Below are 16,002 nucleotides of genomic sequence, written 5' to 3'. Positions count from 1 at the left end.
GGCGTCCTTAAGCTTTTTGGAACGAGAACAGGTTTTGCAGCGAATGCATGATGCGGTCGAGGACGAAGCCGATGATGCCGATCGTGAACACCGCAACCATAATCCGGCTCAGCGAGTTGGAGCTGCCGTTTTGAAACTCGTCCCAGACGAATTTGCCCAGACCCGGGTTCTGCGCTAGCATTTCGGCGGCGATCAATACCATCCAACCCACGCCCAGCGACAAGCGCATGCCGGTGAAGATGAAGGGCAGGGCGGACGGCAGGATGATGCGTTTGATCTGGGTCGACCAATCCAGCCGTAACACCTTGCCGACGTTGACCAGATCGCGGTCGATCGACGATACGCCGACGGCGGTGTTGATCAGCGTCGGCCACAGCGAGCACAGCGTCACGGTGATGGCCGAGGTGATGAAGGATTTTTCGAACCACGAGTCTTCGCTGGTGACGTAGACCGCACTAACCACCAGCGTCACGATAGGCAGCCAGGCCAGCGGCGACACCGGTTTGAAAATTTGGATCAGCGGGTTGAACGCGGTATTGAGCACCGGGCTCATGCCGCACAGAATGCCGAGCGGCACTGCCACCAAGGTTGCAATCACAAAGCCGGCGAATACGGTACGCAGGCTGGTCAGAATTTTGTCCAGGTAGGTCGGTTTGCCGGTGTAGGGGCGAATCTTGATTTCCGCATTCGGATCTTCGGCCAGTTTTTCCTTGTTGCGTTGTTCCTGGCGTTGGTAAAACTCCGCTTTCTTGGTCTGTTCCGAGACATGCTCTTCGATCAGGCCGCCGACTTCGCCCCAGACCGCAATCGGTCCGGGAATCGCGCCCAGGCTGGTTTTGACGCCGGAAGCGGACACGCTCCACAAACCCAGGAACATGGCAAAGGCGATGACGGGAACGCCCATGACCAGAAACAATTGCCGCATTTGCTGGGCCGGATTCTCGCCGGCGGCGATTTTGACCAGCGGCACGAACCAGGTTAGGCCGGTGATGTTGAAAAATTTAATCAGTTTGTTAGCCATCGCGCTTACCTATCGAAAGGTTATCAATCAATTCAGGTGATTTATTAGCTTGCCTGGGTAAAAAAGCGTCCTTGCACTAAACCACTTCCTTTTCAGAGCACCCACCAAGGTTCTGTTAATCCACGACTTTGCCGCCGGACACGGTTTGCTTACCTTTCAGGCCGATCGGGAACTTGGCCAGATAATCGTTAGGCTTGTTGGCGTCGAACGGAATTTTGTCGATGAAGAAGTTTTGCGACGGTTTGATACCGGTATCGGCCGGAAAGTCTTCGGCCTTGGCCTTGCCTTCTGCCACCAGTTCTTTCGCGGCCGCCAGATAGATGTCGGGGCGGTAGACTTTTTTCGCGGTTTCCAGATACCAATTATCCGGTTTGTATTCGTTGATCATGCCCCAGCGCCGCAATTGGGTCAGATACCAGATCGCGCTGCTGTAGGACGGATAACTGGCACCGTGGCGGAAAAAGGTGTTGAAGTCGGGTAGCGAACGTTTGTCTCCTTTTTCGTATTCGAAGGTGCCGTTCATGCTGGCCGCCAGTACCTCGACGTCGGCGCCGACGTATTGTTTTTGCGACAGCATTTCGATGGCTTCCTTGCGGTTTTTGTTGTTCTCGGCGTCGAGCCAGATTGCAGCTCGGATCAGTGCTTTGGTCACGGCCAGATAGGTGTTGGGATATTTTTCAGCCCAGGCTTTGGTTACCCCAAACACTTTTTCCGGCGTATCTTTCCAGAGTTCTTCGTCGGTGATGACCGGCACGCCGATGCCTTTGAATACGGCTTGCTGGTTCCAGGGTTCGCCGACGCAATAGCCAAAGATCGTGCCGGACTCCAGTGTGGCCGGCATTTGCGGCGGCGGCGTGACCGACAGCATCGCGTCGGCGCCGATCTGGCCGGAAATGTCCTGCGGCGGCGAGTAGTAGCCTGGGTTAATGCCGCCCGCCGCCAGCCAATAACGCAGTTTGATGTTATGGGAGCCGGCCGGGAAGGTCATCGCCATATTGAATGGCTTGCCTTCGGTTTTGTATTTATCGACCACCGGCTTCAAATAATCCGCCTTGATCGGATGTACCGGTTTACCGCCTTCCGCCGGTACATTGGCTTTCATCTGTTTCCAGATATCGTTGGATACGGTAATCGCGTTGCCGTTAAAACCCATACTGAACGGGACTTCGATGTCGGCCTTGGTGCCGAAGCCGACACCGGCTGCCAACGGAGCCGGCGCCAGCATATGCGAGCCGTCCAACTCGCCGTTGACGACCCGGTCCATCACTACTTTCCAGTTCGCTTGAGCCTCAAGCTGTACGAACAGGCCTTCCTCTTCGAAAAAGCCTTTTTCGGCGGCGACCGCCAAGGGCGCCATATCGGTCAGTTTGATAAAGCCGAATTTCAAATCCTCTTTCTCGGGCTTGGCACCGGCCTGCAATGGAGTGGAAAAACTCATTCCGGCCAACGCGATCGCGGTGGCGACGGCGGCAAACAGTTTCTTGGGAGCGGGCGTCTGGGCTGGTTTCATGTCGGTTCCTGTCTACGATTAAAAAGTTCGGGCCAAAAAAAAGGCGTCCGCGCTCGGATTCTTAATCGAATCCAGCGCAAGACGCCTTTGTCTTGTTTGCTCAACAATGAGCGGTTAAGTTAGTAACCCTGCTTTGGGTGTTGGTAAATCCTAAGCAACTGTAATGCCATTTTTTATTTTTTTTTGAGCCTTCTTGGTAAAAAACATTAATAATCAATCGATTGCAATGCGCCCGTCGAGTCTGGCCGAGAAGTTTTCGCTCTTGTTGTTGTTTTAGATCGTTTGCCGTTGATTCCTGTTTGGGCGTTTCGCACCCCTATGGTGCGGATAAATCAGAGTCAAAACGGTGCAAATGCAGTTTGATTGCCAGCCATACTGGTGCCTGATTGAACTCTACCGAATTCAAGGCTTCGTCGTTTGGAAAGCAAAAATGCGGGTTCCGCTTTGGAAGGCACTGGTGAAACTCGACCCAACCGGTGCGATCTTTTGATGGAGAAGGCTGGTTCGGGATGGGGCTGCGATTTTCTTGACCAATCCATGCAGCACAAATCCCGCGATAGGTTGTCCGGTTTAATTCTCAAGCTGTGGCGGCTGCGTGTTATGCTGGATCGGCTTCGCCGTTCTATCAGGAGTCAACAATGCAAAAATGGTCATCGATTTTTTTTCTGTTCTTGTCGTTACAGTTGTCCGGTTGCGGGTACAACACCTTTCAGAGCCAGGACGAGCAGATCAATGCCAGTTGGGCGGAGGTATTGAACCAGTACCAGCGCCGCGCCGATCTGGTGCCTAATTTGGTCAATACCGTAAAAGGCTATGCCGGCCACGAAAAAGAAGTGCTGGAAGCGGTGACGGCGTCCCGTGCCAGGGTCGGGGCGATTCAGGCCAGCCCGGAATTGGTCAACGACGAACAGGCCTTCGCCAAGTTTCAGGCGGCGCAGGGCGAGTTGAGTTCGGCGCTGTCCAGGCTGTTGGTGGTTTCGGAAAATTATCCCAATTTGAAAGCCGACGCCAATTTCCGCGATTTGCAGGCGCAACTGGAAGGCACCGAAAACCGGATTACCGTGGCCCGCAACCGTTACATCGCCGCAATCAAGGAATACAACGTCACGGTGCGCTCGTTTCCAAGCAATCTGACGGCGATGCTGTTCGGTTACAAAACCAAGCCGTCGTTTAGCGTCGACAACGAAAAAGCGATTTCCACCGCGCCGGCCGTCGATTTCGGTAAATAAACATGAGCGACTGCCTTCTGTGTTGGCGGCGATATCTGGCGTTGATTTCAGTCTGCTTCGCCCTGATCGGCCAGGCGGCGGCGCAACAGACGCCGATTCCGGAATTGAGCCGGCGCGTCACCGATACCGTAGCCGCCCTGACTCCGGCCCAGCAAGCGGCGTTGGAGCAAAAGTTGGCCGAGTTCGAGGCGCAGAAGGGCAGCCAGATTGCGGTTTTGATTGTGGCCAGCACCCGGCCGGAAGACATTGCCCAATATTCGATCCGCGTGGTCGAGCAATGGCGGCTGGGCCGCAAGGGCGTCGACGACGGCATTCTGTTGTTATTGGCCAAGGACGACCGCACCACGCGCATCGAGGTCGGTTACGGCCTGGAAGGCGTCGTGCCGGATGCGTTGGCCAAACGCATCATCGAAGACATCATGATCCCAAAATTTCGCCAGGGCGACTTTGCCGGCGGCATTAACGCCGGCGTAGACAGCCTGATCGGTTTGATTCGAGGCGAGCCGTTGCCGCCGGTGCAGTCCGGGCCGGCCGGCGAGCGGTTCAGCCAGTATTTGCCGCATCTGTTCATCGCGGCAATCTTCATCGGCGGCCTGTTACGAGCGATATTCGGCAAATTTCTCGGCGGCCTGCTCACAGGCGGCGCGGTCGGCGCGGCAGTTTGGCTGCTCGGCGGCGGTTTACTGCTAGCTTTTATTCTGGCGTTTATGGCGTTTGCAATTTCGTTAAGCGACAACCGCGGCCGCCGCGGCGGTTATTACGGCGGCGGTTTCGACGGATTCGGCGGCGGAGGCGGCGGTTTTTCCGGCGGTGGCGGCGGATTCGGCGGCGGCGGCGCTTCCGGGCGGTGGTGAACGGTATGGGGATGGTTCGATTTTTCAAACACGTTTTCAGCGGCCCTTGGTGCGTAAAGCGGGCGTTTCCGAAATCCAGCCTGCGCGCCATCGAAGCGGCAATCGCGGCCAGCGAGCAAACGCATCTGGGCGAATTGCGCTTCGCCGTGGAAGGCGCGCTCGATATCGGCGATCTGCTGCGTGCGACTACGCCGCGAGCCAGAGCCCTGGAAATCTTCGCGCTGGACCGGGTGTGGGACACCGAGCACAACAGCGGCGTATTGATTTACCTGTTACTGGCCGACCGCCAGGTGGACATCGTTGCCGACCGCGGCATCAACGGCAAGGTCGGGGAGGAGGGTTGGCAACGGATTTGCCGGGACATGGAGAACTCATTTCGCCGCGGCGATTTCGAGGCCGGGGTACTGTCCGGTATCGCGGCTATTAGCGCGCATTTGCAGCGGCATTTTCCGGCCGGCGCCCGCGCCAATCCCGACGAACTGGCTAACGCGCCGCTGCTGCTCTGACGCGTTGCCGGTTCAGGGTGCGAACTGCGCCTGCAACGCCAATATTTCCGGCATGATGCCCAGGAATAGCTCCAGCAAGCGCGGATCGAAATGGGTGCCGGCACCGCTGCGCATCGTATCCAACACGGTTTGCAACGGCCACGGTTCTTTGTAAGGCCGTTTGCTGCTCAACGCATCGAACACGTCGGCAATCGCGACGATGCGCGCCGATTCGGGGATGGCTGCGCCGGCCAATCCGGCCGGATAGCCGCCGCCGTCCCAACGTTCGTGGTGGTAAAGCGCAATTTCCGCGGCCATCTTGAAGACCGGATTGTCGGTCTTGCTCAGAATGTCGTAGCCGATTTGCGAATGCGTTTTCATGATTTCCCAATCGCGGCCGGCCAGGCCGGTTTGCGCTTTCAATATCGCATGCGGAATGCCGATTTTGCCGGTGTCGTGGGTCGGCGCGGCCAGTTTGACCATTTCCACTTGCGACGGACTCCAACCGGCGGCGCGGGCCAGCGCGGCCGAATAGGCCGCCATCCGCCAGATGTGGTCGCCGGTATAGGGGTCGTTGTAATGGCCGGCGGCGCCGAGCATTTCGATCGCGGCGCGAGCCAGATCGTCCAATTCCTCGACCCTGACCAGCGATAGGTGGGTTTGCACCCGGCGCAGCACGATCGGTCCGGACACCGGCTTTTGAATGTAGTCGACCGCGCCGACGTCGAAGCCGTAGGCTTCGTTTTCGGTTTCGCCCATCGCCGTGACGAAAATGACCGGAATCTTCGCCGTGCCGGCCTCCGCTTTCAAACGGGTGCAGACCTGGTAACCGTCCATATCAGGCATCATGATGTCGAGCAGAATCAGATCCGGGCGGTGGTCGCGGGCAGCGGCCAGGGCTTTTTCGCCGTTGATCGCAAAAATCAGTTCGTAGCGGTCTTTCAGAATTTGCTGCAACACCTTCAGATTGTTCGGTTCGTCGTCGACCAACAGCAGTTTGTAACTGTCTTTCATGGGTGCTCTCCTTCCGCGGCATCGGTAAGTTTAGCCTGCAACCGTCTGGCTTCGGCCTTGGCGCCGTCGAAATCGAAACTGTCCAGTTCGAAGCGGATGGCTTTCAATTCGGTTTCTGCCAGATAAGGCGCCAACTCCTGCAGCACCGGTTCGACTTTTTCCGGATTCAAGGTGTCCAGGTTGCGAAGCAGTTGCTGCAGCAGCTCGCCGATGCGCTCGGCATCGAAGGCTTCGACGCCGGCCACCGCCGGTTTTTCCGGCAACTCCAATTGGCGGATCGCGGCCGCGGCTTGGTCAAGTGCGCCGCGCAGGCGTTCGATTTGCGCGGCGGCCAGTTCGGGGGTGCCGTTCTTCAGTTCGGCGTCGATGGCGGCGGCCAACGCGGCGATCTCGGTCAATGCCAGATTGCCGGCCACGCCTTTCAGTGCGTGTGCGCCGCGCCGGGCGGCTTCGCTGTCGCCGCCGGCCAGGTGATGCTGGATCTTGTCGGCGTCCACGCCGTGTTGCGCGGCGAAATTGATCAGCGCGTCGGCGTAAATCAACGGGTCCAACCAATTGCTCAGTCCCTTTCGGTAGTCGGCAACCTCGGCCAGCGGCGCGAAATCCACGGCGACTTCGGTGGCGATAGCCGGCGCGTTGCCGTTGTTGGCGATGCCGAAACCCGCCGGAGTCAGATTTTCCATCTGCGCGAGTAACTCGTCGATGTCGATCGGTTTGCCGACGATCGCGTCGATGCCGGCCGCCAGCGATTCGCGCCGTTCGTGGTTCAGGACGCTGGCCGTCAGCGCCAGAATTGGAATCCGCCGGCCGCGGTCTCGTTCCAGTTCCCGGATCTGGCGGGTAGCCTGGATGCCGTCCAACACCGGCATTTGTAAGTCCATCAGAATCAAATCGAAGTCGGAGTCGCGGTAGGCGGCGACCGCTTCGGCGCCGTTTTTGACCCAGTGCACTTGGTGGCCCTGTTGTTCCAGGCGCAGACTGGCCAGTTTGGCGTTGGCCTCCACGTCCTCGGCCAACAGGATCTTGAATCGGCGCGGCGAATAATAGGCCAATTTGCGCGGTGCCGCCGACTCGTACAGGCAATTGTCGGTGGCAACGGCTTCCGGCAGCCGCACCGTGAAATGGAACACGGAACCGACGCCGAGCTGGCTTTCCACCCAAATCCGCCCGCCCATCATTTCCACGATTTGCTTGCTGATTGTCGTGCCCAGGCCGGTGCCGCCGAAACGGCGGCTGGTGGTGGCATCGGCTTGGGAAAATGATTCGAATATGCGCCCGGTTTGCTCCGGCGTCATGCCGATGCCGGTGTCCGCGATGGCGAAATGCAACATTTCCGGCTGTTCGGCCCTACCGATACTGACCGAAATGTAGCCGGATTCGGTGAACTTCACCGAATTGCCGACCAGGTTCAAGATCACCTGCCGCAGCCGGTTAGGGTCGCCGACGAAATGGCTCGGCAGGCCGGCCTCCAACGCCAAATCTATCCGTAAGCCCTTTTCCGCCGCGCGCAAACTCATGATTTGCAGCGCTTCCTGAATCGCGACCGGCAGGTTGAAGCAGACCGACTCCAATTCGATTTTGCCGGCCTCGATTTTGGAGAAATCGAGGATGTCGTTGATCACGCTGAGCAAATGCCGACCGGAACTGAGGATGGTTTTGATGTGGTTGCGGGTGGCGTTGGACAGGTTGGCGTCCTGCAGCGCGACCTCGGCGAAGCCGATCACCGTGTTCATCGGCGTGCGGATTTCGTGGCTCATATTGGCCAGGAAGTTGGCTTTGGCTTTGGCGGCGGCTTCAGCGGCTTCTTTGGCTTGGCGCAGCTCCTGTTCCGCTTGTTTTTGCAGCGTGATGTCCGAGATGAAGCCGACGAAAATGTGGCGGCCCTCCGAGATAATGCCGTGGCCGACCGCCAGGCTGGCCGGGAAGCGGCTGCCGTCCTTGCGTTGGGCGATCACTTCGCGCTCGGTGCCGAGGATTTTCGATTGCCGGCCTTCCAGAAAACGCCGGATGTAACCGTCGTGGGCCGAGGCGTCCGGTTCCGGCATCAATAACGATACATTTTTGCCGACGATCTCTTCGCTACGCCAGCCGAACAGTTTCTCCGCGGCCGGGTTGAACATATGGATGGTGCCGTTGCTGTCGATGGAGACCACGCCGTTCACCGCGGTTTGGACGATGGCTTTGACTTCGGTGGTGGCCATCGCCACCAGCTCTTCGAGATGTTCGCGGTATTCCAGCAATTCGGCTTCCGCCGCTTTGCGCTCGGTGATATCGGTGATCGAACCGACCATGCGTACCGGTCGCCCGCTTTCGTCGCGCAAGGCTTCGCCCCGGTCCAGCACCCAGCGGTAACTGCCGTCGCGGTGACGCAAACGTAATTCGGTGGTATAGCGTTCGTTATGTTCCAGATGGCGGGCAAAGGCCTCGCTGGCTCTGGCCTTGTCGTCCGGATGAATCAGTTCGAAGAAAATCGACTCCACGTTCGGTAGCTCGCCGTCGCCGTAGCCGAGAATCTTATTCCAGCGCGGCGAAAGGTAGTATTCGTGGGTCAGGATATTCCAGTCCCAGATACCGTCGTTGACCGCGCGCTCGGCCAGAATATAGCGTTCTTCGCTGGTGCGCAGTTCCCGGGTGCGCTCGGCGATTTTCGCTTCCAAATTGTGCTGAGCGTCGGCCAAGGCATCGGTCATGTGGTTGAAGGAACTGGCTAATTCGGCGATTTCATCGTGCCCGGTTACCTCTGCACGCAGACTCAAGTCGCCGTCCCGGATGCGGCGAGCGGTAAAGGTCAGCCTGGCGATCGGTCCGACGATACGTTTGGCTAGGACATGCGAGGTAAATCCGGTCAGTACCACAAAAACCGACACCACCAGCAGCATGTTGTGTTCCAGACTTTCTATTGCCGACAAGGCTTCTTCCTGCTCGATTTGGGCCAAGATGCAGCCGCCGCCGATCTCCGCGACATGACGATAGCCGTATATTACCGGCCGTCCCCGGTAATTTTTGTCCAGGCCCTGGACGTTATCTCCGGCTAGACAGGCTTGTAGCGGGCGGCTGGCAGAGGGGTCGGCATGGTCCGGGGCTGCCCGGTAACGGGCCGGCGTCACGAATAGGCCGCGCGGGTCGGCCAACAGGTTTTCGCCTGAGCGGCCAAGGTCCGGATGCGAGCCGAATACGGCCTGGATCGGCGCAATCGGGTAAAACACCGCCAAGCGCCAGGGTTGGCCCGGTTCGCGGGCGATCGCGTAAAAATAGCCGGGGCGTTCTGTTTCGGACGGAATCAAGCCGGTGATCTGGCCGTGGCGGAACTCGGCCAAGTCGGCGAGCGGCAGCGGCGGATTGCCTACCGCCAGCGTCTCGGTCTTATCGTTAAGGAACAGCCAAGCGCCGGCGGCGCCTTCGCCGTGCAGGAAGTCGTTGACGGCGCGGCTGGCGCAATCGCGGTCTAGCCTGGTGTCGGCCAGACATTTCGCCAGGACTTCGGCCATAAAGGCATCGGCGCGGTTATCGGCGCGGCGTAAAACCATGGCTAATTGTTCGCGCCGGCTTTCCGCTACGCGGCCAATGGCGTCGAGGCGGTTGCTGCGCATCGTATCGATGGCAAAGCGGTACGCCATCCAGCCGGTGGCGAAGGTCGGCAACAGAATCAATAACAGCAACAGTGCGATCAAGCGTTTTTGCAGCATCTGGTTTAGCCTCGCTGGGATGGCAGTGCGACCGATGTTACGCCGAATCTCGGCGGCGCTGCAACGCTATTAGAGCGGGCGGGGCAGGCAGGGTTAACATGCCGCGCCGGCGGTACTTGTCAAACCGGCGCGGGCCGCACGTTACGCGTTGAGGATGGGGCAATGGACTCCTGTTTCGTATAATTGCAAGCAATCTGACAACATTGCCGCGCAATATGCCCATCGTCGATTTATCCGCCGTACCCCAGCATCTGCCGACCCTCGCCGCATGGCACCAAGCCGAATGGGCGTATCTGAATCCTGGCGAGACTTTGCCCATGCGCATCGCCAGGATGCAGGCCTATTTACAGGAAGGTTTGATTCCGTCCACTTTCGTTTGCGAGCATCAGGGGCGGCCGGTGGGTTCGGCGGCAATTGTGGCCAGCGATATGGACAGTCGGCCGCAATGGTCGCCCTGGTTGGCTAGCGTGTTTGTCGCTCCCGAGTTTCGCCGGCAGGGAATCGGCGGTCGGTTGGTCTTGCATACGATGGCTCAGGCCGCGGCAGCTGGTTATCGCTATTTGTACCTGTTTACGCCGGATCGCGCCGCATTTTACGAAAGGTTGGGCTGGCAAGAGATTGCCGAGGACATCTACCGCGGCAGCCGAGTTAGCGTGATGCGGGCGCTGTTGTCTGACGGTCGAGCGGCGTAACCAGTGCCGACCGGATGCCCTACTACTGAGACCGAAAATAAAAAAGTGTTTGCGGCTGGGTTTGGTCGTTGCTGAGCGCAGTGGAGTTTCGCTGCAGCCGCGTTCAGCAGCTGTGCAATTAAACCCAATGCCGGATTGGAAGCGGTTGGGATTTATGGAATGCTGGATTGGTCTCCGAGAAAGCATCGGCTGACGCGAAAGCCGGCATATTCGGTATGGTTTATGGGTTATAAGTCCGTTTGGCGAGCTGCGGCACAATGATTTGCCGCGCCATCCGCGCTTTCCAATGATTGCCTGCCGCGCCGATTTATTTTTTCACCCGTTCCCGCCTGGCCTCCATCGGATTTTTCCGTAGCGGCCGGTAAATTTCGACCCGGTCGCCGTCGGCCAGAACTTTATCCGCGGTGCAGACCGCACCGAAGATACCAATGGTTTGTTGTGCTAGATCGATGTCTGGAATTTGGCTGGCGATGTTCGACGCGGATATGGCCTGGCCTGCCGTAGTGCCGGCCGCCAGCGTCAGCGGGATCAGAATTTGCCGTTCCGGTAGCGCGTAGGCCACTTCGACTTGAATCGGATCAACCGCCATACAGGGCTTTGGCGCGTTGGGTGAAGGAACCGACCATGGTGTTGCAGATTTGATTGAACACCGGGCCGAACGCTAAGCTGGCGAAGGCGCTGGAAATTTCGAACTCGAGATCCAGCGAGATTTTGCTGGCGTCCTCGCGCAGCGGCATGAAGCTCCAAAAACCTTCCAGCGATTTGAACGGACCGTCCAGCAGGCTGATTTGAATCCGGCCGCCGCGGTCGACTTTATTGCGGGTCGTGAACGACTTGTGAAAGCCGGCTTTGGCGATGTCGATCTGGCCTTCGACGATGTCGCCTTCGCGGCGCAATACCCGGCTGCCGGAGCACCAGGGCAGAAATTTGGGATAGGATTCGATGTCGTCGACCAGATCGAACATCTGCTGCGCGGAGAATTTCACCAGCGCGCTTTTTTGGACCACCGTGATCATTTACAGCACTCCGAGTACGTGCAGGAATACCAGAAAGACCGAGACCGGTGCGACGTATTTGATCAAAAATTGCCAGACCTGAAAACCTTGCTCCGGCAATTCCAATTCCTGTTCGGTATCGGTTTGGCGCATGGTCCAGCCGGCAAACAGGGCGATGCATAAGCCGCCGATCGGCAACATCAGGTTGGCGGTCAGATAATCCAGCAATTCGAACAGATTTTTGTCGAACCATTTATGGCCGGACCAGATGTTGAACGAAAACACCACGGCCACGCCCAACGCCCAACAGGCGCTGCCGGCCCAGACGCAGGCGCGATGGCGTTCGATCTCCTTATTTTCCACCAGCCAGGCCACTGCAGGTTCGATCAACGAAATCGAGGAGGTCAGCGCCGCAAAAAACAGCAAAACGAAAAACAGCACGCCGAACAGCCAGCCGCCGCCCATGTGGCCGAAAGCCAACGGTAGGGTTTGAAAGATCAGTCCCGGTCCGGCCGCGGCTTCGAGGTTGTTGGCGAACACCAGTGGGAAGATGGCGATGCCGGCCAGCAACGCGACGATGGTATCGGCGCCGGCGATAAAGAACGTGGTTTTGGCGATCGAGACATGGCCGGGCAGGTAGGAGCCGTAAACCATGATGGCGCCCATGCCCAGGCTTAAAGTGAAGAAGGCGTGGCCCATCGCGGTCAATACTGCATCGGCGTCGATTTTGCTGAAATCCGGACTGAACAGAAATTCGATGCCTTGCTCATACGCGCCGGACGACATTGCGTAAGCCACCAATATCATCAGAATCACGAATAGGGCCGGCATCAAAAAACGGACCGCTTTTTCCAAACCGCCCTGCACGCCGCGCATCACTACCTGCATGGTAACTATCATGAACAGCGTATGCCAGAACAACTGCTGGATCGGGCTGGCCATCAGGCCGTCGAATATGGCTTTGACCTCGCCGGCGTCGGTGCCGAAGAAGCCGCCGAAGAAGGCCTTGAAAATATAGGCCATGGCCCAGCCGGCAATCACGCTGTAGTAGGCCAGAATCAGAAAGCCGGCGATCATGCCCAGCCAACCCAGATAATGCCAGCGCGGATCGGCCCCGGCTTCCGCGCTTAGGCTTTGCATGGTGTTGATCGGGCTTTGCCGACCGCGCCGGCCGAGCATGATCTCGGCGATCATGATCGGTATGCCGATCGCGGCGACGCAGGCCAGATACACCATCACGAAGGCGCCGCCGCCGTTTTGGCCGGTGATGTAAGGGAATTTCCAGATATTACCCAATCCCACTGCCGATCCGGTGGCGGCCAAAATAAAAGCAAAGCGGGAGGACCATTCGCCGTGAATGGATCGGGTTTTATCGCTCATGTGTTGCGCCCTGTGTTTTTTAAGTCGTTATTTAGCGGGTGTGTGAGTAAAATAACAAAATTCACGTTTTCAGTCAGTCTAAAAAATCCAAGCTTCAGATGGCCGCCAAAAAATCGAAAAAGGACTCCAAAGCCAACGACAACACCATTGCCGTAAACCGGCAAGCCACGCACGAATACACGATAGACGAGCAATTCGAAGCCGGTTTGGTGTTGGAAGGTTGGGAAGTGAAGAGTCTGCGCGACGGCCGGGTGCAGCTAAAGGAAAGCTACGTCGAAATCAAACGCGGCGAGGCCTGGCTGTGCGGCGCCCACGTTTCGCCGCTGCTATCCGCTTCTACCCACGTCAATCCGGACGCGGTGCGGCGCAAAAAGCTGCTGTTGCACCGGCGCGAACTGAACAGGTTGATCGGTTCGGTGGAACGCAAAGGCTACACTCTGATCCCGCTGTCCATGTACTGGATTAAAGGTCGCGCCAAACTGAAAATCGGCTTGGCTAAAGGTAAAAAACTGCACGATAAGCGTGCCGCGGCCAAGGACAAAGATTGGCAACGCGACAAAGCGCGCATCATGAAACACGGCTGAGCCATGTCTTCTCATCCCAATTTACTCGACGCGAGTCGCAGCGTCTTGCTGTTGGTGGATATTCAAACCCGCCTCAGCGCGGCCATGCCGGAAGTGGAAGCGCAACAGATGTCGCAGTACTGCGAACGCCTGCTGCGAGCGGCGGCTTTGCTGGATGTGCCGGTCATCGTGACCGAACAGTACCCGCAAGGTCTGGGACCGACTCAGGCCAATTTGTTGGAACGATTGCCGGCCGCGGCACCTGTATTCGCCAAAACCGGGTTTTCCTGCTGCGCGGCGGAGGGCTTTAACGCTACGTTGGCGACATTGGGGCGCAAGCAGGTAGTGCTGGCCGGCCAAGAAACCCATGTGTGCGTGCTGCAAACTGCATTGGAGTTGGATTGTCTTGGTTACCAGGTGCACGTGGTAACCGACGCGGTCTGCTCGCGGCGTGCCGAACACAAGGCCATTGCTTTGCAGCGCATGCAGCAACAGGGTGTAACGCTGGGCTGCCACGAGTCGGTAATGTTCGAATGGTTGCGTGACGCCAGCCACGAACGGTTCAAAACGATTTCCAGTTTATTGCGTTAAAAACACCATCGTGGGGGATAAATGATACGGACGGCATGGATCGGACCGATACTGGGCGGGCTATTGCTGGGGGCTTGTGGCGGCGAACCGCAGGTACCGGTGCAGAAATTCGAGGGCTTTGCCCAAGGTACCACTTACCATGTCAGCTATTGGTCGGAGCAGGCTGTGGATGGCAAGCAAGTGCAGGCCGAGGTCGGCAAGACGCTGGCGGATCTGGACAAAATGTTGTCGAACTACCGGCCCGACTCCGAAATCGAGCAATTCAATGTGTCTGCGGCGACGGTCGGCCAGACGGTGGACGCGCAAATCGTTGCCCTGGTCCGCGTCGCGCAAACAGTCAGCCAGCTTAGTTCCGGTTGTTACGATCTGACCGTCAAGCCTATATTCGAACTTTGGGGTTTTCAAAACGACGAATTGCACGTGCCGGACCAGGCTGCTATCGATACCGCGTTGGCTAACGTCGGCATGTCCAAACTGGAAATCGTCGACGACGTGCATTTGTTGAAGAAATTACCAAGTCTTCGCGTCGATTTGTCCTCCATCGCCCAGGGCTACAGTGTTGGCAAAGTTGCCGAAGCCATGGAACACTTGGGGATAGAAAATTATCTGGTCGAAATCGGCGGCGAACTGAAATCGAATGGCCATAAACCCGACGGCAAAGCCTGGGTCATCGCCGTCGAAAAGCCGTTACCCGGCGAAAGAATGATGCATAAGACGGTGACTTTGCCGAAGGATGCGCCGATGGCGGTGATGACCAGCGGCACTTATCGCCACTATTTCGATCTGAAAGGCCAGCGGTACAGCCACATTCTGGATGCGCGCAACGGCAGGCCGGTGATGCACGATTTGGTGGCGGTGACGGTTTTTCACGAAAATCCGACGGTAGCCGACGCGTGGTCGACGGCCTTGCTTTGTCTGGGCCAGGAAGAGGGTATGAAGTTGGCGGATAACGAGAAATTGCAGGCTTTGTTCATTCAGCAGCGCGGCAGCGAATTCGTCGAAAGCAAGACCCGGGCGCTGACGACTTCAACCGCAGTCACGATCAATTGAGCCAAGGCCGGTGCGCCGAGAACGGGGGGATTCATGTTGGAATTAGGTAGCCAAATCCGATTTTCGATACATGGCGGCGCCGACAGCGGCGGCGTGGCCGGCGGGGTCGAGGCCCTGCTGTCGTTTCTCGAAACCGCGCTGCGGCAATCGCCTGGCGAAACCTTTGAAGGTTTACTGCCGGGAATTTCGGCGTTGCAGAATTTGCACCCGCTGTTCGTGCATTTTCCGATCGCGCTGTTGAGTCTGTTTTTTGCGGTCGATTTGGCCGGTAGCTTGGCGGCGCGCGCGGAGTGGCGTCGAGTAGCAGGTTGGTTGTTATACCTTGGCGTCGGTTTTGCCGGAATTACCGCGACCTTCGGTTTTATTGCGGCGGATACGGTAGCCCACGGCGGCGACGTTCACGAAATCATGGAAAACCACGAGCATCTGGGGGTAGCCGTATTCGGTCTTGCCGCGTTTTTGGCGGTATGGCGCGGAATTGGCAAAACCCATCCGGTCGGTCCGGCCAACGCGTTCTATTTACTGCTGGCGGGTTTGCTCGCCGGTTTGTTGGCGTTCACGGCCGATTTGGGCGGCTTGATGGTCTACAAATACGGTGTGGCGGTCGAGGCGGCAGCCGACGCGAACCGGGCTGCGGCGCTGGAACACGAACATGGCGCTCCCGATTTCGACCAACCGGTCGACCATGAAGAGCCGGTCGTAAAACAGGAGCTGGGATTGGGTAGTGCGATTCATCAGGATGACGCGCCTCATCCGCAGGCCGAGCCTGCGCCGGCGAACCACCTGCACCAGCATGAGCATAACCACAAACATGGTCACTGATGCGCCGCTCCCGGCGCGGCAAAGGCTGGTTCGTCCGGCCTTTTTTATCTGGCGCGGGCATGATTTCCCGAACAGCTGTGGTATGCTACGCGGCCGTTTTTTATGAGCTT

At 57.9% G+C, this 16,002-nt stretch carries 15 protein-coding genes; 8 read left to right on the top strand and 7 right to left on the bottom strand.

What is annotated here, in order from left to right; all coding sequences use genetic code 11:
• Positions 1-7 precede the first annotated feature (7 nt).
• Both NP603_RS14860 and NP603_RS14855 read right to left on the bottom strand, forming a co-directional pair.
• A complete protein-coding gene (locus tag NP603_RS14860; protein ID WP_256611705.1) occupies positions 8-1,021 on the bottom strand; it encodes an ABC transporter permease in 1,014 nt (337 codons plus the stop codon).
• Positions 1,022-1,136: 115 nt separating this feature from the next.
• Positions 1,137-2,531, bottom strand: coding sequence for a CmpA/NrtA family ABC transporter substrate-binding protein (locus NP603_RS14855; RefSeq protein ID WP_256611704.1), 1,395 nt, complete (start codon positions 2,529-2,531; stop codon positions 1,137-1,139).
• 638 nt (positions 2,532-3,169) lie between these two features.
• On the opposite strand from NP603_RS14855, the gene NP603_RS14850 reads away from it, so the two are divergent.
• From NP603_RS14850 to NP603_RS14840, 3 genes are read left to right on the top strand one after another with little or no spacing between them, the layout of a single operon-like run.
• On the top strand, positions 3,170-3,760 hold the full coding sequence (locus NP603_RS14850; protein ID WP_256611703.1) for a LemA family protein: 591 nt from the start codon (positions 3,170-3,172) through the stop codon (positions 3,758-3,760).
• Between the two features lie 2 nt (positions 3,761-3,762).
• On the top strand, positions 3,763-4,614 hold the full coding sequence (locus tag NP603_RS14845; RefSeq protein WP_256611702.1) for a TPM domain-containing protein: 852 nt from the start codon (positions 3,763-3,765) through the stop codon (positions 4,612-4,614).
• A gap of 5 nt (positions 4,615-4,619) precedes the next feature.
• Complete coding sequence (locus NP603_RS14840) at positions 4,620-5,120, top strand: TPM domain-containing protein (RefSeq protein ID WP_256611701.1); 501 nt, start codon at positions 4,620-4,622, stop codon at positions 5,118-5,120.
• A gap of 12 nt (positions 5,121-5,132) precedes the next feature.
• Here NP603_RS14840 and NP603_RS14835 read toward each other — a convergent pair whose 3' ends face one another.
• Positions 5,133-6,113, bottom strand: coding sequence for a response regulator (locus tag NP603_RS14835; RefSeq protein ID WP_256611700.1), 981 nt, complete (start codon positions 6,111-6,113; stop codon positions 5,133-5,135).
• A complete protein-coding gene (locus tag NP603_RS14830; RefSeq protein ID WP_256611699.1) occupies positions 6,110-9,799 on the bottom strand; it encodes a PAS domain S-box protein in 3,690 nt (1,229 codons plus the stop codon). The genes NP603_RS14835 and NP603_RS14830 overlap by 4 nt, the downstream gene beginning before the upstream one ends.
• A 215-nt stretch (positions 9,800-10,014) precedes the next feature.
• Between NP603_RS14830 and NP603_RS14825 the strand changes: the two genes are divergently transcribed.
• The gene (locus tag NP603_RS14825) at positions 10,015-10,491 is read left to right on the top strand and encodes a GNAT family N-acetyltransferase (protein ID WP_256611698.1); all 477 of its coding nucleotides are present in this window, start codon (positions 10,015-10,017) and stop codon (positions 10,489-10,491) included.
• A gap of 307 nt (positions 10,492-10,798) precedes the next feature.
• On the opposite strand, the gene NP603_RS14820 is transcribed toward NP603_RS14825, so the two are convergent.
• Genes NP603_RS14820 through NP603_RS14810 form a run of 3 tightly spaced genes read right to left on the bottom strand, consistent with a single transcriptional unit; the run spans position 10,799 to position 12,866 of the window.
• Positions 10,799-11,080, bottom strand: coding sequence for an RnfH family protein (locus NP603_RS14820; protein ID WP_256611697.1), 282 nt, complete (start codon positions 11,078-11,080; stop codon positions 10,799-10,801).
• The gene (locus NP603_RS14815) at positions 11,070-11,507 is read right to left on the bottom strand and encodes a type II toxin-antitoxin system RatA family toxin (protein WP_256611695.1); all 438 of its coding nucleotides are present in this window, start codon (positions 11,505-11,507) and stop codon (positions 11,070-11,072) included. The genes NP603_RS14820 and NP603_RS14815 overlap by 11 nt, the downstream gene beginning before the upstream one ends.
• Positions 11,508-12,866 (bottom strand): sodium-dependent transporter, encoded by a 1,359-nt coding sequence (locus NP603_RS14810; protein ID WP_256611694.1) that lies wholly within the window; start codon positions 12,864-12,866, stop codon positions 11,508-11,510.
• Between the two features lie 98 nt (positions 12,867-12,964).
• On the opposite strand from NP603_RS14810, the gene smpB reads away from it, so the two are divergent.
• The 4 genes from smpB to NP603_RS14790 are packed head-to-tail and all read left to right on the top strand — an operon-like array spanning position 12,965 to position 15,892.
• Complete coding sequence (smpB, locus tag NP603_RS14805; protein WP_140911190.1) at positions 12,965-13,450, top strand: SsrA-binding protein SmpB; 486 nt, start codon at positions 12,965-12,967, stop codon at positions 13,448-13,450.
• A gap of 3 nt (positions 13,451-13,453) precedes the next feature.
• Complete coding sequence (locus NP603_RS14800) at positions 13,454-14,020, top strand: hydrolase (protein WP_256611693.1); 567 nt, start codon at positions 13,454-13,456, stop codon at positions 14,018-14,020.
• A gap of 21 nt (positions 14,021-14,041) precedes the next feature.
• Positions 14,042-15,070 carry an FAD:protein FMN transferase gene (locus NP603_RS14795; RefSeq protein WP_256611692.1) on the top strand — a complete coding sequence of 343 codons (1,029 nt, stop codon included), beginning with the start codon at positions 14,042-14,044 and terminating at the stop codon, positions 15,068-15,070.
• A 33-nt stretch (positions 15,071-15,103) separates the two neighbouring features.
• Positions 15,104-15,892, top strand: a complete 789-nt coding sequence (locus NP603_RS14790; protein ID WP_256611690.1) for a DUF2231 domain-containing protein — start codon at positions 15,104-15,106, stop codon at positions 15,890-15,892.
• Positions 15,893-16,002 lie beyond the last annotated feature (110 nt).

The organism is Methylomonas aurea, from assembly GCF_024505045.1.
Classification (GTDB): Bacteria; Pseudomonadota; Gammaproteobacteria; order Methylococcales; family Methylomonadaceae; genus Methylomonas; species Methylomonas aurea.
Note: the sequence above shows the minus strand (reverse complement) of the source record. Positions and strands in the feature narration are given on the sequence as shown.